General features: G+C 65.2%; 15 protein-coding genes and 1 riboswitch. Of the genes, 5 read left to right on the forward strand and 10 right to left on the reverse strand.

The window, feature by feature from the left end; all coding sequences use genetic code 11:
• Positions 1 to 3 precede the first annotated feature (3 nt).
• The 4 genes from CCX87_RS06330 to CCX87_RS06345 all read right to left on the reverse strand — a co-directional run bounded on the left by CCX87_RS06330 (position 4) and on the right by CCX87_RS06345 (position 3,949).
• Positions 4 to 849 (reverse strand): thymidylate synthase, encoded by an 846-nt coding sequence (locus CCX87_RS06330; RefSeq protein WP_087744734.1) that lies wholly within the window; start codon positions 847 to 849, stop codon positions 4 to 6.
• A gap of 130 nt (positions 850 to 979) precedes the next feature.
• Entirely contained in the window at positions 980 to 2,044 is a 1,065-nt protein-coding gene (locus CCX87_RS06335) for a metallophosphoesterase (protein ID WP_087744737.1), read from the reverse strand.
• Positions 2,041 to 3,462 carry an FAD-binding oxidoreductase gene (locus CCX87_RS06340; RefSeq protein WP_087744740.1) on the reverse strand — a complete coding sequence of 474 codons (1,422 nt, stop codon included), beginning with the start codon at positions 3,460 to 3,462 and terminating at the stop codon, positions 2,041 to 2,043. The genes CCX87_RS06335 and CCX87_RS06340 overlap by 4 nt, the downstream gene beginning before the upstream one ends.
• 61 nt (positions 3,463 to 3,523) lie before the next feature.
• A complete protein-coding gene (locus CCX87_RS06345; RefSeq protein ID WP_087744743.1) occupies positions 3,524 to 3,949 on the reverse strand; it encodes a DUF2069 domain-containing protein in 426 nt (141 codons plus the stop codon).
• A 157-nt stretch (positions 3,950 to 4,106) separates the two neighbouring features.
• On the opposite strand from CCX87_RS06345, the gene CCX87_RS06350 reads away from it, so the two are divergent.
• Both CCX87_RS06350 and CCX87_RS06355 read left to right on the forward strand, forming a co-directional pair.
• A complete protein-coding gene (locus tag CCX87_RS06350; RefSeq protein WP_087744746.1) occupies positions 4,107 to 5,357 on the forward strand; it encodes a YihY family inner membrane protein in 1,251 nt (416 codons plus the stop codon).
• A 238-nt stretch (positions 5,358 to 5,595) separates the two neighbouring features.
• Positions 5,596 to 6,981: an FAD-binding oxidoreductase gene (locus tag CCX87_RS06355; protein ID WP_087744749.1), complete on the forward strand. Its 1,386-nt coding sequence runs from the start codon at positions 5,596 to 5,598 to the stop codon at positions 6,979 to 6,981.
• Positions 6,982 to 7,043: 62 nt separating this feature from the next.
• Here CCX87_RS06355 and CCX87_RS06360 read toward each other — a convergent pair whose 3' ends face one another.
• Together CCX87_RS06360 and CCX87_RS06365 are read right to left on the reverse strand one after the other, a co-directional pair.
• Positions 7,044 to 7,853 carry an alpha/beta fold hydrolase gene (locus tag CCX87_RS06360; RefSeq protein WP_087744752.1) on the reverse strand — a complete coding sequence of 270 codons (810 nt, stop codon included), beginning with the start codon at positions 7,851 to 7,853 and terminating at the stop codon, positions 7,044 to 7,046.
• A 2-nt stretch (positions 7,854 to 7,855) separates the two neighbouring features.
• Complete coding sequence (locus CCX87_RS06365) at positions 7,856 to 9,166, reverse strand: O-acetylhomoserine aminocarboxypropyltransferase (RefSeq protein ID WP_087744755.1); 1,311 nt, start codon at positions 9,164 to 9,166, stop codon at positions 7,856 to 7,858.
• A 96-nt stretch (positions 9,167 to 9,262) separates the two neighbouring features.
• On the opposite strand from CCX87_RS06365, the gene CCX87_RS06370 reads away from it, so the two are divergent.
• Complete coding sequence (locus CCX87_RS06370; RefSeq protein ID WP_087748210.1) at positions 9,263 to 9,715, forward strand: CBS domain-containing protein; 453 nt, start codon at positions 9,263 to 9,265, stop codon at positions 9,713 to 9,715.
• A gap of 33 nt (positions 9,716 to 9,748) precedes the next feature.
• Here the strand turns inward: CCX87_RS06370 and CCX87_RS06375 are convergent, their stop codons facing one another.
• Positions 9,749 to 11,920, reverse strand: coding sequence for a sensor domain-containing protein (locus tag CCX87_RS06375; RefSeq protein WP_087748211.1), 2,172 nt, complete (start codon positions 11,918 to 11,920; stop codon positions 9,749 to 9,751).
• 259 nt (positions 11,921 to 12,179) lie between these two features.
• Here CCX87_RS06375 and aroC point away from each other — a divergent pair, with 259 nt between their 5' ends.
• Positions 12,180 to 13,277, forward strand: coding sequence for a chorismate synthase (aroC, locus tag CCX87_RS06380; protein ID WP_087744758.1), 1,098 nt, complete (start codon positions 12,180 to 12,182; stop codon positions 13,275 to 13,277).
• A 71-nt stretch (positions 13,278 to 13,348) separates the two neighbouring features.
• Entirely contained in the window at positions 13,349 to 15,094 is a 1,746-nt protein-coding gene (locus tag CCX87_RS06385; RefSeq protein ID WP_232476549.1) for a bifunctional metallophosphatase/5'-nucleotidase, read from the forward strand.
• 206 nt (positions 15,095 to 15,300) lie between these two features.
• Here the strand turns inward: CCX87_RS06385 and nrdR are convergent, their stop codons facing one another.
• The 3 genes from nrdR to CCX87_RS06400 all read right to left on the reverse strand — a co-directional run bounded on the left by nrdR (position 15,301) and on the right by CCX87_RS06400 (position 18,094).
• Positions 15,301 to 15,750, reverse strand: coding sequence for a transcriptional regulator NrdR (nrdR, locus tag CCX87_RS06390; RefSeq protein ID WP_087744763.1), 450 nt, complete (start codon positions 15,748 to 15,750; stop codon positions 15,301 to 15,303).
• Between the two features lie 18 nt (positions 15,751 to 15,768).
• Positions 15,769 to 17,013: a serine hydroxymethyltransferase gene (gene glyA / locus CCX87_RS06395; protein ID WP_087744766.1), complete on the reverse strand. Its 1,245-nt coding sequence runs from the start codon at positions 17,011 to 17,013 to the stop codon at positions 15,769 to 15,771.
• Positions 17,014 to 17,044: 31 nt separating this feature from the next.
• A riboswitch (ZMP/ZTP riboswitch) is annotated at positions 17,045 to 17,197 on the reverse strand.
• A gap of 54 nt (positions 17,198 to 17,251) precedes the next feature.
• Complete coding sequence (locus CCX87_RS06400; RefSeq protein ID WP_087744769.1) at positions 17,252 to 18,094, reverse strand: lytic transglycosylase domain-containing protein; 843 nt, start codon at positions 18,092 to 18,094, stop codon at positions 17,252 to 17,254.
• Positions 18,095 to 18,867 lie beyond the last annotated feature (773 nt).

Consider the following 18,867-nt stretch of genomic DNA (forward strand, 5'->3'; position numbering starts at 1 on the left):
CCCTCACACCGCCACGGGTGCCTTGATGGCGGGGTGGCACTGGTAGTCCTGCACTTCAAAGTCTTCCAACTGGTAGTCGAAGATGCTGGCGGGCCGGCGCTTGATATGCAGGGTGGGATAGGGAAAGGGCGTGCGCGCCAGCTGTGTCTGCACCTGTTCGGTGTGGTTGCTGTAGATGTGGCAGTCGCCGCCCGTCCAGATGAAATCGCCCACCTCCAGGTCGCACTGCTGCGCCACCATGTGTGTGAGCAGCGCGTAGCTGGCGATGTTGAAGGGCACGCCCAGAAAGATGTCGGCGCTGCGCTGGTAAAGCTGGCAGGAAAGCTGGCCTTTGCCGCCGGGCGTGGTGGCGGGCGCCACATAGAACTGGAAGAACGCATGGCAGGGCATCAGCGCCATCTTGTGCAGCTCGGCCACGTTCCAGCTGCTCACGATGATGCGGCGCGAGTCGGGGTTGGTCTTGAGGGTGTCGATCAACTGACTGATCTGGTCGATGTGGCCGCCGTCGGGCGTGGGCCAGCTGCGCCACTGCACGCCATACACCGGGCCGAGGTCGCCATCGGGGCGCGCCCATTCGTCCCAGATGGTGACGCCGCGCTCTTTGAGCCAGTGGTTGCTGCTGGAGCCGGTGAGGAACCACAGCAGCTCCACGATGATGGACTTGAGGTGCACCTTTTTCGTGGTGACCAGGGGAAAGCCCTCGCGCAGATCAAACCGCATCTGGTGGCCGAAAACGCTTTGGGTGCCGGTGCCCGTGCGGTCCGCCTTGGAGACCCCGTGGGTGAACACATGGCGCATGAAATCTTCGTATTGCGAGCGGACGGGGCGCGGGGGAGGGGCGGAAGTCATGGGGAAAAAGCAGGCGTTGGAAGCGTTTGACAAGGGGCGCCGGCGTGCTGGGGCGCCGGGCCCGATAGTGTGCCACCGATGGTCGGGGCCGGTGCTGTGGCTGCGGGGTGGCGGGGCTGGCCGGGAGGGATCAGGCGCCAAACCCCGTGGTGGGCACCTGCGCACCGTCCTCGAACAGCAGCGTGCGTTCGGGCCAGCGCAGGGCGGCCAGCCGGTATTGCGGGTCGTGGGGCGTGCCGGCCTTGCGGGCCCGCCAGCGCCCGCCGACCGAATAGTCCACGCAAAAGACGTTGTGGCGCTGGCCGTGCCAGGCAAAGGGCGGCGTGTTGCTGAACAGGCTTTCTTCTTCGTGCGTGAGGGTGTGCGGTGCGGGCACCACAGGGCGCCGCCAGTAGTGGCCCACCACCACGGGGGTGGCGTCGGTGTAGCTGTCCCACCAGGCGATGCGCTCGACAAAGCGCCATTTGCCGCCGGCATGGAAGGGGTCGGTGCCTTGGCGTTCAACCCCCGCGGTCAGCACCTTGAGCGGGTTCAGCATGGCCTTGAGCAGTTCGTTGTCGGCGTGGGCCTGCAGAAACGGCGGCTTGTGCAGGGGGTTTTCCAGGTCGTGCGGCCACTGCTGGCGCTCGGCCGCCATGCGCCGGGCCAGCGTGCCGTCTTGTGCCTGCCGGCGCACCTCGGCTTCCCAGTGGTCGTATTCGGCGCGGACGCTGCCAGCGGCCAACTGGCGCGCGGCGGCGATCTGGGCGGGCAGCCAGGCGGCGTGCACGATGCGCAGGTCGGGCCGCTCCAGCGCTACCGGCAGCGTGCCCAGAAAGGCGATGATGGCCGCGCGCTCGCTGGCCGTGGGGCGGGCAAAGGGCGCGTATTTGCCCTCGTCGGAATCCAGGCGCGCGTCAAAGTACCACCCGGCGCCGTCCTTGGCGTCGTTGCGCAGCAGGTTGATCTCGTGGTTGCCGATCACGGCCACGGCGCGGCCGCTGGCCACCAGCTGCGCCACCCGCGCCAGCACGGCGGGGCTGTCGGGGCCCCGGTCGCAGAAGTCGCCCACAAAGACCAGCGTGCGGCCAGCATGGTGCCGGCCCTGGGCGTCGTAGCCCAGATGGGCCAGCAATTGCTCTAGTGCGTCGATTTCGCCATGGATGTCGCCGACGATGTCGAGCGCCCCTGGCGGCAGGGCCTGGATGAGGCTCATGCGGCGCCCAGCACCCGCCCCGGGTTCATGATGCCCTGCGGATCCAGCGCCGCCTTGATGGCTCGCATCATCGCCAGCGCCGTGGGCGACTGGTATTTTTCGAGCTTGTCCACCTTGAGCGCACCAATGCCGTGCTCGGCCGAGAACGAGCCGCCGAATTGCGCCACGGCTTCGTACACCAGGTGGTTGACATGCGCCTCTTGCTCGCGCAGGAACACCTTGGGGTCGCCATCCACGGGGGCCTGCACGTTGTAGTGCAGGTTGCCATCGCCCAGGTGGCCGAAGTTGACCAGGCGCACGCCGGGAATCTCGCGCACCAGCAGGGCGTCGGCATATTCGACAAACGCCGGGATGCGCGAAATGGGCACCGAGATGTCGTGCTTGATGTTCAGCCCCTCTTCGGCCTGCGCCAGCGGAATGCTCTCGCGGATGTGCCACAGGTTGTGCGCCTGCGAGAGGTTTTCTGCCACCACGGCATCGGTTACGCAGCCGGCCTCGAAGGCGGTTTCGAGCAGTGCCTCGAAGCGCGCGCGGGCGTGGTCCTCGGATTCGCTGTCGGAGTTTTCGAGCAGCACGCCCCACGGCGCATGCACATCCCCCAGGAAGGGCACGCGCAGTTGCGGCATGTGCTTGCCCACCAGGCTCAGCGCAAACTGGCCCATCACCTCAAAGCCCGTGAGCCCCGCGCCCAGGTGCTGGTGCGCCAGGCCCAGCAGCGCCACCGCATGTTCCATCGAGGGCACGGCGGCCCAGGCCGTGAGCTGCGCTGCTGGCTTGGGATAGAGCTTGAGCGTGGCGGCGGTGATGACGCCCAGCGTGCCTTCGCTGCCAATGAACAGGTTGCGCAGGTCGTAGCCCGTGTTGTCCTTGCGCAGGCCCTTGAGGCCGTTCCACACCTCGCCCTGGGGCGTGACCACTTCGAGGCCCAGGCACAGGTCGCGCGCATTGCCGTAGCGCACCACCTGCGTGCCGCCGGCATTGGTGCCCAGGTTGCCGCCAATGGTGCAGCTGCCCTCGGCGGCCAGCGACAGGGGGAACAGCAGGCCCGCCTTGTCGGCCGCGTCCTGCACGTTCTGCAGGATGCAGCCGGCCTCTACCGTCATGGTGAGGTTGTCCTTGTCGAGGGCGCGCACGGCGTTCATGCGCGCCAGGCTCAGCACCACCTGCGTGCCCGAGGTGTCGGGCGTCGAGCCCACGGCCAGGCCGGTGTTGCCGCCCTGCGGCACGATGGCTGTGCCCGCAGCGGCGCAGGCGCGCACCACGGCTGCGACTTCGCCGGTGTTGCCGGGGCGCACCACGGCCAGCGCCTTGCCGCGCTCGCGGCGGCGCCAGTCCTGCTCCCAGGCGCTGAGGTCGCCGTCGGTCAGGACATGGGTGGCGCCCACAATGCGCCGTAAGGTGTCAAGCAAGGTGGACATGCTGGTCTTTCAGGTAAACAGTGAACAGGGCGGTGATGGCCGGCGTTGTGCCTGTGGCGCGCTACGGCGAAACCGCGGTGGCGCTGTCGGCGGCGGCCTGTGGCTGTGCCTGGGCCCGGGCGTTGCGCTGGCGCAGCCGCACATGCAGCGTGCAGGCCGTGAACAGCACCACGCACAGCACGATCTCGGCGCCCGCCAGCCATGCGCCCGGCGGGGCATCGCCCCAGGCGCGCACCACGCCCTCGATGAAATACAGCCAGATCACCAGGCTGACCCAGCGGTAGGTGTACATGCGGTTCTTCAGGATGCCGGCCAGCGGAATGCACAGCGGCAGCGCCTTGAGCGCCAGCCACGAGCCGCCGGGGCGCAGCGGGGCCAGCACCAGCTCCCAGGCCAGGCACAGGGCAATCAGCGCCAGCAGGCTGCCAGCGGCCAGCCAGCGGGTGGCGGCAACGGCGTTGCCAGGTGTGGGATGCGATGGGTTCATGGAGGGTGTTGTCGATATAAAGGGGCGGTGCGGGCTGCGCACCCGCCGGGCGGTTGGGCCCACAATGCGCGCTTGATCCAGCACAAACAGTCAGCATCCATGCAGCGTTATCAAAGCCATCCCGTGGTCCGTGGCCGGGCATAGGATCATATCGGCCATGTCCCTGACCCCACAGACCATAGTCCAGCGCCTGCAGGCGTTGCTGACCGAGCTGTCGCACTTTCCCTGGCAAACCACCGCCCAGACGCTGCGCGAGCGCTTTCGTGAAGACCGCCTGGGCCTGACGGCCAGCAGCCTCACGTTCACCACCGTGCTGGCCCTGGTGCCTTTTGTGACCGTGGCGCTGGCCTTGTTCACGGCGTTTCCTATCTTTGGCGAGCTGCAGGGCGTGCTGCAGCGCTGGCTGGTGGACAGCCTGGTGCCCGACAGCATTTCGCGCCAGGTGCTGGGCTACCTCACGCAGTTCGCGGCCCAGGCCAGCCGGCTGGGGGTGGCGGGTTTCAGCATCTTGCTGGTGACGGCGCTGGCGCTGATCTTGACCATCGACCGCACCCTCAACAACATCTGGCGCGTGCGGCGCCTGCGGCCGCTGGGGCAGCGGGTGCTGATCTACTGGGCCGCCATCACGCTGGGGCCGGTGGTGCTGGGCGCCAGCCTGGCGCTCACCTCGTATGTGATGTCGGCCTCGGGCGGGCTGGTGCGGGCTGTGCCCGATGGAGTGCGCCTGCTGTTCGATTCCATCGAATTTTTGGTGCTGGCCGCTGGCATGGCGGCGCTGTACCACTATGTGCCCAACACGCCCGTGAAGTGGCGCCACGCCTGGGCAGGCGGCCTGTTCGTGGCCGTGTGCATCGAACTGGCCAAGAAGGTGCTGGCCCTTTACCTGGGCAAGGTGCCGACCTATTCGGTGGTGTATGGCACCTTTGCCACGCTGCCTATCTTGCTGGTCTGGATCTATGTGGCGTGGGTCATCGTGCTGCTGGGGGCGGTGGTCACGGCCTATCTGCCCAGCCTGCTGGCCGGCGTGGCGCGGCGCGGCACGGTGCCGGGCTGGGCTTTCCAGCTGGCGGTAGAGGTGCTGCAGGAGCTGCAGCGCGCGCGCCGCCACATCGGCAAGGGCTTGCGTGCCAGCCAGCTGGCGCAGCTGCTGCGCGTGGACGTGCTGCAACTGGCGCCGGTGCTCGATACCCTGACGGCGCTCGACTGGGTGGGGCGCACCAACGACCCGGCGCAGAGCGCTGCCGACGACCCCGAGCCGCGCTATGTGCTGCTGGCCGACCCCGACAGAACCCTGCTGGAGCCCCTGCTGCAGCGCCTGTTGCTGGACCGCTCCGCCAGCCTGGCGCCGCTGTGGGGCAGCGCCGGGCTGGCGCAATTGCATCTGTCGGATTTGCTCCAAAAAGAATAGCTGCTGGCGCTTGTGAGAAAAGCGCTGGATGGTGATTTGCGGCTGGTCTCGTTGCGCAGCTGCTGGTAAGTGAAAAGTAAGTCTTTATTCCAGATGGCAGCGTGCCTTGCAAGGGCTGCGGCGTGGTGCTAAACCGCACCAGCGGTCAATTTCTCACGCAACGGATCAGGAGTGACCGGTCGGTCTTTCTCCATCCTTTGTGCAAGGGGCGAATTCCGCCGCAGCAAAGGAGAAGACCATGAAAAATTTGCAAGCCAGGCAGGCCGAGGCGTTGAAAGCGGGGCTTCAGGGAACGGTCATTCTTGCGGGTGACCCTGCCTATGACACCGCGCGCAAGGTCTGGAACGGGATGATCGACAAGCACCCTGCAGCCATCGTCTGCTGCACCACCACTCTGGATGTGGTGCATGCGGTGAATTTTGCGCGAAACCAGGGCCTGCCACTGGCGGTGCGCGGTGGCGGGCACAACATTGCCGGCAGCGCGCTGTGCGACGACGGTATCGTCATCGACCTCTCGCAGATGAAGGCCGCACAGGTGGATGCCGATGCGCGGCGCATCACCATTGAAGGCGGTGCCACTTTGGCGGATTTTGACGCCGCCACCCAGGCCCATGGCCTGGCGACGCCGCTCGGGATCAACTCCACCACCGGCGTCGCCGGCCTCACGCTGGGCGGCGGTTTTGGCTGGCTCAGCCGCCAATACGGCATGAGCATCGACAACCTGGAATCGGCCGAAGTGGTGACGGCAGCAGGCGAGGTGCTGCATGCCAGCGCCACCGAGCATCCGGACCTGTTCTGGGCGCTGCGCGGCGGCAGCGGCAATTTTGGCGTGGTGACACGTTTCGGGTTCCGGCTGCATCCCGTGGGCCCGAACCTGCTGGCTGGGCTGATCGTGTTTCCGATGGCCGAGGCCAAACAGGTGCTGCAGCAGTACCGCGAATTCATGGACAAGGCGCCTGACGAACTGTCGGTCTGGGTGGTTTTGCGCAAGGCGCCGCCGCTGCCGTTCCTGCCTGAAAGCGTGCATGGCCATGAGGTCATCGTGCTGGCGCTGCTCTACACCGGCGACCCGGCGCAGGGAAAAGCGCTGGTCGAGCCGCTGTACCGCTTTGGCACGCCAGCCGGCACCCATGTCGATGTGATGCCCTACGTGGCCTGGCAGAAAGCCTTTGATCCGCTGCTCACACCCGGCGCACGCAACTACTGGAAATCGCACAATTTTTCGGAACTCAAGGATGGGCTGTTCGATGCAGTCATTGACTACATCGCAACCTTGCCATCGCCCCAGTGCGAGATATTTTTCGGGGCCATTGGCGGCGCCACCACCCGGCCAGCGCCCGATGCCGCCGCCTATGCCCACCGGGACGCCCGCTTCGTCATGAATGTGCACGGCCGCTGGGACGACCCGGCCGATGACGCGCGCTGCATGGGCTGGGCGCGCGACTTCTTCAAGGCGTCGGCGCCCTATGCCAGCGGCGGTGTCTATGTCAATTTTCTGACCGACGACGAGAGCGACCGGGTGAAGGCGGCCTACGGCCAGAACTACGCGCGGCTGGCGCAGATCAAGCGCCAGTACGACCCAGCCAACCTGTTCAGCACCAACCAGAATATCCGACCCGCCTGACCGCGACCCTTGCTGGGGCAGGTCGGCAAAAAAGCTGCTTTGGGATCAAACAGGTGGCATGCTCATGCGTTCAAAAAATCCCGAATGGCCATCAGTGTGCCGTCGGGGGCCTCGGTCATCTGGTTGTGCCCAACCGGTAGGTTGACCACCTGCACGGACTTGCCCGCGTTGCGGGCAATGGCGATCAGGCCCTGCGCGGCCTTGGGGACCGTCATCTGGTCTTGCGTACCCAGTGCAAATAGCACCGGGCACTGCACCTGGGCCATGGCCTGCTCGCCGTTGGCATAACTGTCGCAGGCCACGAAGCCCCGGTGGAACAGGTTGACCTGCGGGTTGCTGCGCAGCACCTTGCGGCCCAGCGCCATGCCCGCGCCATACACCCAGAAGCCCGCACCCGAGGGTGGCGCCAGCGTGCTGCGCGAGAACACGTTGACCATGCGCAGCGCTTTCTCTGGCTCGTTCAATGCCGATTCGATGAGGGCGGGCGACACCTTCATCGGGTAGGCCGTTCCCACCAGCACCAGGTGGCTCACGCGCGGGCCCATTTGCGCGGCTGCTTCCAGCGCAATCAGTGAGCCCCAGCTGTGGCCCACCAGAGCGGCGCGCTCAATGCCCAGGGCATCAAGCAGCGTCGCCACAAAAGCAGCGCCTTGCTCAACACTGGCCGGGGCATCGCCGCCGCTGCGGCAGTGGCCGGGCAGGTCGATGGCCAGCACGTTCCAGCCGTGGTTGGCCAGGTAGCGGCTTTGCAGGGCCCACACGCTGTGGTCGTTGAGTACGCCATGGATGAGCACCACAGTGGGCTTGGCGGCGTCGAAGGCCTTGCCGCCGGTGTAGCAATAGACGGGGCTGCCGTTGACTTGGATATGCATGGTCAGGCCCCCGCTTTCTCGGCCGCCTTGAGGGCGCGCTTCAGATCGTCGATCAGGTCGTCGGCGTCTTCGAGGCCAATGGACAGCCGGATCGTGCCCTGGCTGATGCCGGCGTTGGCAAGGGCTTCGTCGGTCATGCGGAAATGCGTGGTGCTGGCCGGGTGGATCACGAGGCTGCGGCAGTCGCCCACGTTGGCCAGGTGGCTGAAGACCTTGAGGGTTTCGATGAACTTCTTGCCCTGCTCGCGGTTGCCCTTGAGGTCGAAGCTGAACACCGAGCCCGCCCCACGCGGCAGCAGCTTTTGCGCCAGCGCATGGCTGGGGTGCGATGCCAGCATGGGGTGGCCCACCCGCGACACAAAGGGCTGCGCGGCCAGGAACTCCACCACCTTTTCCGTGTTGCGCATGTGGCGTTCCATGCGCAAGGGCAGGGTTTCGATGCCCTGCAGGATGAGCCAGGCCGTGTGCGGGCTCATGCAGGCGCCAAAGTCGCGCAGGCCCTCGCGGCGGGCGCGCAGCAAAAAGGCGCCCACGGTGCTCTCTTCGGTGAACACCATGTTGTGAAAGCCGTCGTAGGGCTGGGTCAGTTCGGCAAACTTGCCGGCCGATTTTGGGCCGTCCCAGTCAAAGCTGCCGCCATCCACCACGATGCCACCCACCACGGTGCCGTGGCCCGAGAGGAATTTGGTGGCCGAGTGGTAGACCAGATCGGCGCCATGTTCAAACGGCTTGATGAGCCAGGGCGAGGTGAGGGTGGAGTCCACCAGCAGCGGCACGCCTGCCTCGTGGGCGATGGATGAAACGGTGGGGATGTCCAGCACATCCAGGCCCGGGTTGCCCACGGTCTCGCCAAAGAACAGCTTGGTGTTGGGGCGCACGGCGGCGCGCCAGCCGTTGATGTCGCCGGGCTTGACAAAGGTGGTCTCGATGCCAAAGCGTGCCAGCGTGTAGTGCAGCAGGTTTTGCGAGCCACCATACAGTGCCGTGCTGGCCACGATGTGGCTGCCCGCGCCCATCAGCGTGGCGATGGCCAGGTGCAGCGCGGCCTGGCCGCTGGCCACGGCAATCGCGCCCACGCCGCCCTCCAGCGCCGCAACGCGCTGCTCCAGCACCGCGTTGGTCGGGTTGCTGATGCGGCTGTACACATGGCCTGGACGTTCGAGGTTGAACAGCGAAGCGGCATGGTCGCTTGATTCAAAGACGAACGAGGTCGTCAGGTGGATGGGCACGGCACGCGCGCCGGTGGCGGGGTCGGGGCTGGCGCCTGCGTGCAGCGCCAGCGTGTCAAAGCCGGGGTCGGAGTAACCGGGCATCTTGTGTCTCCCATGTTGTCAATGCAGGCGGGCATTGTGGGCTATATTTGCCGTGAACCAGCCTGTTGCGCCCAGCGCGCCCTCGGAGACAAAACCATGAAAGTCAGCGACATCCTTCGCGTCAAAGGAAACACACTCTACACCGTGACACCGGACGAACCCATCGCCGTTGCCTTGAGCGTGATGGCGGAAAAAGACATTGGTTCGCTGGTGGTGATGGAGTTGGGCGACCTGGTGGGCATGCTCACCTTCCGCGAAGTGATCCAGGCAACCGTGCGCAACGGTGGCAGCGTGGGCGCCATGCTGGTCCGCTCGGCCATGGACGACCATCCCCTGACCTGCACGCTCGAAACCGACATGGACGAGGTGCGCCGCATGATGCTGGACCGCCACGCGCGCTACATGCCTGTGATGGACCGCAAGATGCTGATGGGTGTGATCAGCTTTTATGACGTGGCCAAGGCCGTGGTGGACGCCCAGAATTTCGAGAACAAAATGCTCAAGGCCTACATCCGCGACTGGCCGGAAGACGAGTCCCGTAGCGGCTGACCGCCGCGTCGCCCGCGATTCCGGGCGTTGTTCTCAGCGCAGCTCTGTCGCCTTTGCGCAGAGCCAGGCTTCAATCTCATCGGGCGGCAGCGGCTTGCCAAACAGGTAGCCCTGCATCACCGGACAGCCGTGGGCCTGCAGCCACTGCTGCTGGCCGGTGGTCTCAACGCCCTCGGCCACTACCACCATGCCCAGGCTGTGCGCAATGCTCAGCACCGACACCGTGAGGGCGCGCGCCGTGGCGCTGGTGGTCAGGTCCTGCACAAAGGCCATGTCGAGCTTGAGCTCGCTGATGGGCAGGCGGTGCAGATAGCTCAGGCTGGAGTAGCCGGTGCCAAAGTCATCGAGCGACAGCTTGAAGTCCTTGTGGTGCAGCGCCTTGATGTTTTGCAGCGTGACCGGCCGCGCATCCATCATCACGCTCTCGGTGATCTCCAGCAGCACGTCGCTGGTGCGCAGGCCATGGCGCTCCAGTGCATCGCTGATCTCCTGGGCAAACTCGGGCCGGTGGAAGCTGCGGCCCGACAGGTTGACGGCCACGCAGGGCACGTCATGGCCTGCAGAGCGCCAGGCCGCCAGCTGCCGGCAGGCTTCATCCAGCAACCACAAGGTCAACTCATGGATCAGCCCGGCGTCCTCGGCCACAGGGATGAACTGCGACGGCGGCACCATGCCCCACTGCGGGTGGTTCCAGCGCGCCAGGGCTTCCACGCCATGCAGTGTGCCGGGCGAGCTGCTGAGCACCTGGGGCTGGTAGTGCAACGTGAGGCTGCGTTCGGCCAGCGCCTGCTGCAACGCGCGCTCCAGCGAGGCGCGTTCCTGCACGCGGCGGTTCATCTCGGCACTGAACAGCTGCATGCTGTGCCGGTGGTCGCTCTTGGCCTGGTGCATGGCCTGGTCGGCATGGCGTAGCAGCGTGTCGATGGTGTCACCATCGTTCGGAAACATCGCAATGCCGATGCTGGCGTGGGGCACATGGGTCTGCCCCAGGATGTCTAGCGGCTGGGCGATATCGTGCAGCACGCGGTGGGCGCTTTGCACCGCCTGTTCGGTGGTGCACTCGGACAACAGCAGCACAAATTCGTCGCCCGACAGGCGGGCGATCAGATCGCGGGCACGCAGGCCTTGCGTCAGGCGCTTGGCCACTTCGCTCAGCAGTACGTCGCCTGCGGCGTGCCCTTGGGTGTCGTTGACCTGCTTGAACCGGTCCAGGTCCACAAATAGCAGGGCGCCCGGACGGCCTTTTTTCTGAAGGTCGGCCAGGGCGCGCTCTGCGCTGCTGCGAAAGAGGGCGCGGTTGGGCAACCCGGTCAGCACGTCAAAAAATGCCAGCTGGTGGATGCGCTGGTGCGTGCTGTCACGTTCAATGGCCAGCGCGCACAGGTGCAGGCACACCTCCACCAGCCGCTGGTGCAGCGCGTCGGGCGCGCGGGGCTCGCGAAAATAAAAGGCAAAGGTGCCGATCGGCTGGCCCCGGTGGTCGCGGATGGGGCTCGACCAGCAGGCGCGCATCCCGCTGTCCGCAAACAGGTCACGGTAGCCGTCCCACAGCGGGTCTGATGCAATGTCGGTGACGACCACGGGCGCGTTGCGGAAAGCGGCCGTGCCGCACGAGCCTGCCTTGGGGCCAATGGGCTGTCCATCCAGTGCGCGGCTGATGGTGGCAGGCAGGCTGGGCGCCGCCAACGGGTGCAGCAGACCCTGTGCGTCCACCGCCAGGATGGTGGCCGTGACCTCGGGGGCAATGCGTTCAACCTCACGGCAGGCCAGGGTCATCAGCTCGGGCAGGGGCAGTTCATTGACCATGCCTTCGAGCACGCGCGTTTGCAGCACCTCGTGCATCTTCGTGAGCGTGATGTCTGTCAATATCGAGATGCTGCCCCCCGGACCTCCGGCGTCCTCCTTGGAGGCGTTGATCACTAGCGACACCCACCGTGGCTGCCCCGTCTTGCCGTAGAGCAGCGTATCGGTATGAAACTGGCCTTGTGTCTGGCCTTGTGTCAGGACGTCGGCACGGATGTTCGTGAGCAGATCCGGGTTTGCGTATGGGCCCAGCAGTACATCGCTCAGGAGCTTGCCCAATACTTCATCGGGCTCATAACCAAACAGCCGCGTGAAGCCTCCGTTGACGTAGACCACGCGCTTGTCGCTGTCGGTCAGAACAATGGCGTTGTCGCTGGCATCCAGCGCCCGGCGAAGTGGCATATCTGCCACGGGGGCGGGTGGCGAGGCACGGTTCGGCAATGCAGGACCGGGTGAGGGCGGCGCTAAAGCGGGCATGGGGTATCAGAAAGCGATGGTTGATGCTAGCAAGCCCGCAGTGCGCTGCCAAGCATAAAGGCGCCAGCTTGTACGATTTTTGCTCACGGCGAGGTGCTTTGTCACCCCGGTGTGTCATGCGGCAGTGCGGTAAAGCCCCGGGGAAGCGCCGTCCGTACTCAAGGCTCTGGGATAATCCGGCACCATGAGCGGCAACACTTTCGGCACCCTATTCGCAGTCACCAACTTTGGTGAATCCCACGGCCCGGCCATTGGCTGCGTGATCGACGGCTGCCCGCCCGGCATGCCGCTGGCCGAGGCCGACATCCAGGCCGACCTCGACCGCCGCCGCCCCGGCACCAGCCGCCATGTCACGCAGCGCAATGAACCCGATGCGGTCGAAATCCTCTCGGGCGTGTACGAGGGCAAGACCACCGGCACCCCCATTGCCCTGCTGATCCGCAACACCGACCAGCGCAGCAAAGACTACAGCAACATCGCCGAGAGCTTTCGCCCCGGCCATGCCGACTACACCTACTGGCACAAATACGGCATCCGCGATCCGCGCGGCGGCGGCCGCTCGTCAGCCCGCCTCACGGCGCCCACGGTGGCGGCTGGCGCGGTGGCCAAGAAATGGCTGGCCCAGCAATATGGCGTGCAGTTCCGTGCCTGCATGACGCAACTGGGCGAGCTGGCGATTCCGTTCGAGAGCTGGGAGCATGTGCACAGCAACCCCTTCTTTGCGCCCGTGGCCGACGTGGCCCAGTACGAGGACTACATGGACGCCCTGCGCAAGGCCGGGGATTCGTGCGGTGCCCGCATCCGCGTGCAGGCCACGGGCGTGCCGGTGGGGCTGGGCGAGCCGCTGTATGACAAGCTCGATGCCGATATCGCCTACGCGATGATGGGCCTGAACGCGGTCAAGGGCGTGGAGATTGGCGCCGGCTTCGCCAGCGTGGCGCAGCGAGGCACCACGCATGGCGATTCCATGAGCTCGGAAGGCTTTCGCAGCAACAACGCGGGTGGTGTGCTCGGAGGCATCAGCACCGGGCAAGACCTGGAAGTGAGCATCGCCATCAAGCCCACCAGCTCCATCATCAGTCCGCGCGAGTCGATCGACATCCACGGCCAGAGCGTCGAAGTGATCACCAAGGGCCGCCATGACCCCTGCGTGGGCATCCGCGCCGCACCCATTGCCGAGGCGCTGCTGGCCCTGGTGGTCATGGAGCACGCCCTGCGCCACCGCGCCCAGTGCGCCGATGTGGTGGCCGGCGTGCCGCCCATCCGGGCTTCGATTCTTTAAGGACTCAGGTGGCCCGGTTGCCCGTGATGGCCCGGTGGTTGTTGCGCCGGGGCGTGCGCACTGCCGCTGCCATGGGTGTGTTGGCGGCCCTGGCAGGCTGTGCCGCCGTGGCACCGGCGCCGCAGCACATCGACATCACGCTGATCGGCTTCAACGACCTGCACGGCCACCTGGAACCGCCACGCCTGGCGGTCAGCGTGCCGGGGCCTGCGGGGGCTGTGGCCGTGCCGGCGGGTGGCGCGGCCTATCTGGCCAGCGCCATTGCGGCGCTCAAGGCCCGCAATCCGCACCACGCGGTGGTGTCCGCCGGCGACATGGTGGGGGCTTCGCCACTGGCCTCGGCCCTGTTTCTGGACGAGCCCACCGTCGAGGCCGTCAACCGCATGCAGATTGATTTCAACGCCGTGGGCAACCATGAATTCGACCGCGGCTGGCGCGAGCTGCTGCGGCTGCAGCACGGCGGTTGCGAGCAGTTCACCGTGCGCACGCCCTGCCAGATTTCCCGGCCTTTTGACGGGGCCCGCTTTGGCTTTCTGGCTGCCAACACCGTGCGCGAGGATGGCCAGACGCTCTTGCCTGCCACGGGGCTCAAGCGTTTTCATGAAGGGGGTGCCACAGTCACCGTGGGGTTCATTGGCCTCACGCTCAAGGCCACGCCCACTATGGTGTCGCCCACTGGCGTGGCCGGGTTGCGGTTCGAGGACGAGGCCGCCACCGCCAACGCGCTCGTGCCGCAACTGCGGGCTCAGGGCGTCGATGTGATCGTGGTGGTGATCCACGAGGGCGGCAGCACCACGGCAGGCATCACCGAAACCAGCTGCGCGGGGCTGAGCGGCGACATCGTCCCCATCCTTGAGCAGCTCGACCCCGCCGTGGACGTGGTGGTCTCGGGCCACACGCACCGGGCCTATGTTTGCGACTACGCCAGCGTGAACCCGCAGCGCCCGTTTCTGCTGACCAGCGCAGGCCTGTATGGCACGCTGGTCACCGAGATTGCCCTGCGCGTGGACACCCGCACCCGCCGCGTGCTGCGCAAGGCGGCGCGCCAGGTCATCGTGCAGGGCGAAGGGTTCACGGGCCCGCAGGGCCGGGTGGACACGAAAGCCGTCGTGCCCGTGTTTTCTGCCGACCCCGGCGTGCAGCACATCGTTTCCACCTACCGCGCGGCAGCCGTGCCGCTGGTCCAGCGGCCCGTGGGGCAGGCCACCGCTGCCATCGTGCGGCAACCCGGCCCATCGCTCGAATCACCGCTGGGCAACCTGATTGCCGACGCCCAACTGGCAGCAACGCGCCTGCCCGAGCAGGGCGGGGCGCAGATGTCCGTCATGAACCCTGGTGGTGTGCGTGCCGATCTGGTGCCCGACGGGCAAGGGGTGGTGCGCTATGGACAGCTGTTTGCCGTGCAGCCTTTTGGCAACCACCTGGTGGTCAAGGCCCTCACCGGGGCCCAGCTGCGTGCGGCGCTGGAGCAGCAGTTTCACAGCGGCACCAACACGCCAGAGCGGCCGCGCGTGCTGTCGGTGTCGGCGGGGTTTGGCTATGCCTACGATCTCTCGCGGCCGGCCGGCGAGCGCATCAGCCACATGCTGCTGCATGGCCAGCCAGTGACCGACGAGACCCGTGTGCGCGTCGCCATGAGCAACTTCCTGGCCAGCGGCGGCGACAATTTCACGGCATTCGCGCAGGCACCCGACATGCTGGGCGGCGGCCAGGATCTGGACGCGCTGGAGGCCTATTTCCGCGCCCACAGCCCCGTGGCACCCCCGGCGACGAACCGCATCACCCGCAGTGCCCAGGGCACGGGATCAAGCCGGTAACCATCAAAAGTGCCGCTGGCGCTTGTGTATCAAGCGCTGATAGCTCTTTTTTTGATAGTGAACTGTTGCGGGTGCAAGCCCGCTGCCTCTGCGCCATGTGGCCTGCCGGCGACCGTGCTCCGGTCAGAAATTGCTATTTGATTGATAGCTGATAGCGCTTGATGCATAAGCGCTGCGGGCCAAAAATGTGCTAAATCTGGCTCAATTTACTTGCGAACCTCGTCGACCATCGCACGGAAGTCGTCGATATCTTCGAAGCTGCGGTACACGCTGGCAAAACGGATGTAGGCCACCTTGTCGAGCTTCTTGAGCTCGCGCATGACCAGTTCACCAATGCGGCTGGAAAGCACCTCGCGCTGCCCCAGGTTGAGCAGTTTTTCCTCGATGCGCTCAATGGCGCTGTCGATCTGGACGGTGCTCACGGGCCGCTTGCGCAGCGCCAGGTTGAATGAGGCGAGCAGCTTGCCGCGCTCGTATTCGATGCGGCGGCCGTCCTTTTTGACGATGGCCGGAAAGCTCACTTCCGGCCGCTCGTAGGTGGTGAAGCGCTTTTCGCAGGCGCCGCACTGGCGCCTGCGGCGGATGAAGACCCCATCCTCGGACACCCGGGTCTCGACGACTTGCGTCTCCAGGTGGCTGCAGAAGGGGCACTTCATGAGGGCAATGCGCCGGGATTAACCGTAGACCGGGAAACGTGCCGTCAGCGCGTTGACCTTGGCGCGCACGGCGGCGATGTTGGCTTCGTCGCGCGGGTTGTCCAGCACGTCGGCAATCAGGTTGGCGGTGATGCGGGCCTCTTCTTCCTTGAAGCCGCGCGTGGTCATGGCCGGGGTGCCAATGCGCACGCCGCTGGTCACCATTGGCTTTTCAGGGTCGTTGGGGATTGCGTTCTTGTTGATGGTCATGTGGGCGGCGCCCAGCACGGCCTCGGCTTCCTTGCCGGTGATGCCCTTGGCGCGCAGGTCCACCAGCATCACGTGGCTTTGGGTGCCGCCGCTCACGATGCGCAGGCCGCGAGCCGTCAGCGTCTCTGCCACCACCTTGGCGTTCTTCGCTACTTGCTCCTGATAGGCCTTGAATTCGGGCTGCAGAGCTTCCTTGAAGGCCACGGCCTTGGCTGCGATCACGTGCATCAGCGGGCCACCTTGCAGGCCGGGGAAGATGGCGCTGTTGATAGCCTTTTCGTGCTCGGCCTTCATCAGGATGATGCCGCCACGGGGGCCGCGCAGGCTCTTGTGCGTGGTGGAGGTGACCACGTCGGCGTGGGGCACGGGGTTGGGGTACACGCCGGCGGCGATCAGGCCCGCGTAGTGGGCCATGTCCACCATGAAGATCGCACCCACGTCCTTGGCCACCTTGGCAAAGCGCGCAAAGTCGATGTGCAGGCTGTAGGCCGAGGCACCGGCGATGATGAGCTTGGGCTTGGTTTCGTGGGCCTTCTTTTCCATCGCTTCGTAGTCGATGGCTTCGTTGGCATCCAGGCCGTAGGAGACCACGTTGAACCACTTGCCCGACATGTTCAGCGGCATGCCGTGCGTCAGGTGGCCGCCTTCTGCCAGGCTCATGCCCATGATGGTGTCGCCGGGCTTGAGGAAAGCCAGGAACACGGCCTCGTTGGCAGATGCGCCGCAGTGGGGCTGTACGTTGGCGGCTTCGGCGCCGAAGATCTGCTTGACGCGGTCGATGGCCAGTTGCTCGGCCACGTCTACATGCTCGCAGCCGCCGTAGTAGCGCTTGCCGGGGTAGCCTTCGGCGTACTTGTTGGTCAGCTGCGTGCCCTGGGCCCACATGACGGCGGGCGAGGCGTAGTTTTCGCTGGCAATCAGCTCGATGTGCTCTTCCTGGCGCTTGTTTTCGGCCTGGATGGCAGTAAAGAGTTCGGGGTCGGTTTGTTCGACAAGAATATTGCGGTGGTACATGGCAGTCCTATGAACTGATGTCCCTTGAAACAAGGGCTGCCCAGGCGAACGGCGGAACGCAGAAGGTTTTGAACCCTTGCGGCACGCTCCCTAGTGGTTCACAAGAGGCGTGCCCTTGCCGGTTTCCACGTCAGCGGCGGCACCCTTGTGGGAGCCGCGCCTATCGCCAGTCGCGTACGCCCCTAGTGTAGCTGACCGGCGCCCCATTGCCTCGTCGGACTGCTGGTTGCCAGGGGGGTTAAAGCAGGGCAATCTTGTCGCCGTCAGCCTCGTCAGGGGTGGCGACGGCGGCGGCAGGTGTGGTGACGGGGACGGTGCGGGCCGGGGCCTGGGTCGACAGGGTGGCGGGCGGGTTCATGGGGGCGGAGCGTCCACCCGCGACCTGGCGCAGCCGGAAATGTTCGGCCAGCACCTTGGCGGTGTAACCGCCGTCATCGGGCAGATTGGCCGCGCCCACGTAGTAGCGCAGCCCGCCTTCGACCGATCCAGCCCGCGCAATGCATTCCTGCAGCACCTTCACGCCGACGCGCAGGTTGGTGACCGGGTCGAATGCCGCGAAATGGCCGCCAAAGTTTTCATACTTGTCGGTATGAATTCGCGTCATGACCTGCATCAGACCCTGGGCCCCCACCGCACTTTGGGCAAACGGGTTGAAGCTTGATTCGATGGCCATGATGGCCAGGATCAGGGTGGGATCTATCTTGGTGCGTGCACCGGCCTCATAGGCTTCAGCCACCAGTGCGCTCAGGGGCTCTGGCGCAACGCGGTACTTCTTGCTCAACCAGTAAGCCACAGCAGCCTGCTCCTTGGGCAGGTCCTTGGGGTTGCTGGCGGTGGCGCGCTCGCTGGCATCCAGCTCGACGGGCATGTCCAGCAGGGCGACCTGGCGGGACTGCAGCCAGTCTCTCAGCTGCTCCTCACCCGCCTGGCGCAGGTCCGGGCGGGCAGTGAGGGTCAAAACGACAAAGGCAACGGCCAGCCCGATGAGGGCAAAACTGTTGTGGGTGATTTCAAGGAAACCTTCGGTCACGTCGGCAACGAAAGTTCGTACGCCGGAGACAATTTTTCCTGACGCTGTCATAGCTCTTCCTTTCTGAGGCGACTCCTGCTGGCGATGCGGCCGTCAACGACGGGCATCGGTTCGGGGATTCACCTGGATTGGTACGCCATCAATTTTTTTGCTTTGTTCATGACGCAACGCATTGAATTGACTTAGCCGGGTTCGGCAGCGGGTTGGGGTTTTTACCAGCCCTGTTGTGGGCTGGCGGATTCTAGAAGCTCACTTAATGCCAAGTCAATACTAACAATGTTTGTTTATATACTTATTTATTATAATAAATATGTGAAAAAACCCAGTGAATGGCTGAATTCTGGAAATTTCACGGAGTGGTTGCGGGGGTGTTTTGTGACGCCCGTATGTCAAATTTAATCGCGGCCTTGCTGCCCATTGAGAATGCAATTTGAGTCGGTTCGGCGAATTTGCTAAGGTTGCTTCGCCTGCGCATGCAGGCATCGCCAGACTGGGCAAAGTCTCCCGCCGAAGGCATGCAGTGCCCCGGTGCAGCAGATGCAGCTTTTATGGCAAGCCTTGGAGGCAATCCCTTGTCTCCTCGCAACGTGGATCTTCATCTCCAGGTTGCGAAATGATGGCAAAGACCGTTGTGTCAGCCGTCAAGCCCGGTGGGCAGACCATGAGGTCTGTTCGCCGGGCTTTCTTGTTGGTGCGGCAGTCCTGGGCGTCTGCGGGCAGGCTGGGCGAACGGGTCTGTGCGCCTGTAGCGCACATATATAGAGATAATGGGGTGGTTCTCTGTGGTGTACCTCGTTGCGCCAGGAGACGCAGTCCATCAATTG

Source organism: Acidovorax sp. T1, from assembly GCF_002176815.1.
GTDB lineage: Bacteria > Pseudomonadota > Gammaproteobacteria > Burkholderiales > Burkholderiaceae_C > Acidovorax.

Excerpts from the sequence above, each read along its gene's own strand:
- CCX87_RS06330 (WP_087744734.1), bottom strand. The coding sequence starts at position 849 with ATGACTTCCGCCCCTCCCCCGCGCCCCGTCCGCTCGCAATACGAAGAT.
- CCX87_RS06335 (WP_087744737.1), bottom strand. The coding sequence starts at position 2,044 with ATGAGCCTCATCCAGGCCCTGCCGCCAGGGGCGCTCGACATCGTCGGC.
- CCX87_RS06340 (WP_087744740.1), bottom strand. The coding sequence starts at position 3,462 with ATGTCCACCTTGCTTGACACCTTACGGCGCATTGTGGGCGCCACCCAT.
- CCX87_RS06345 (WP_087744743.1), bottom strand. The coding sequence starts at position 3,949 with ATGAACCCATCGCATCCCACACCTGGCAACGCCGTTGCCGCCACCCGC.
- CCX87_RS06350 (WP_087744746.1), top strand. The coding sequence starts at position 4,107 with ATGTCCCTGACCCCACAGACCATAGTCCAGCGCCTGCAGGCGTTGCTG.
- CCX87_RS06355 (WP_087744749.1), top strand. The coding sequence starts at position 5,596 with ATGAAAAATTTGCAAGCCAGGCAGGCCGAGGCGTTGAAAGCGGGGCTT.
- CCX87_RS06360 (WP_087744752.1), bottom strand. The coding sequence starts at position 7,853 with ATGCATATCCAAGTCAACGGCAGCCCCGTCTATTGCTACACCGGCGGC.
- CCX87_RS06365 (WP_087744755.1), bottom strand. The coding sequence starts at position 9,166 with ATGCCCGGTTACTCCGACCCCGGCTTTGACACGCTGGCGCTGCACGCA.
- CCX87_RS06370 (WP_087748210.1), top strand. The coding sequence starts at position 9,263 with ATGAAAGTCAGCGACATCCTTCGCGTCAAAGGAAACACACTCTACACC.
- CCX87_RS06375 (WP_087748211.1), bottom strand. The coding sequence starts at position 11,920 with ATGCCACTTCGCCGGGCGCTGGATGCCAGCGACAACGCCATTGTTCTG.
- aroC (WP_087744758.1), top strand. The coding sequence starts at position 12,180 with ATGAGCGGCAACACTTTCGGCACCCTATTCGCAGTCACCAACTTTGGT.
- CCX87_RS06385 (WP_232476549.1), top strand. The coding sequence starts at position 13,349 with ATGGGTGTGTTGGCGGCCCTGGCAGGCTGTGCCGCCGTGGCACCGGCG.
- nrdR (WP_087744763.1), bottom strand. The coding sequence starts at position 15,750 with ATGAAGTGCCCCTTCTGCAGCCACCTGGAGACGCAAGTCGTCGAGACC.
- glyA (WP_087744766.1), bottom strand. The coding sequence starts at position 17,013 with ATGTACCACCGCAATATTCTTGTCGAACAAACCGACCCCGAACTCTTT.
- CCX87_RS06400 (WP_087744769.1), bottom strand. The coding sequence starts at position 18,094 with ATGACAGCGTCAGGAAAAATTGTCTCCGGCGTACGAACTTTCGTTGCC.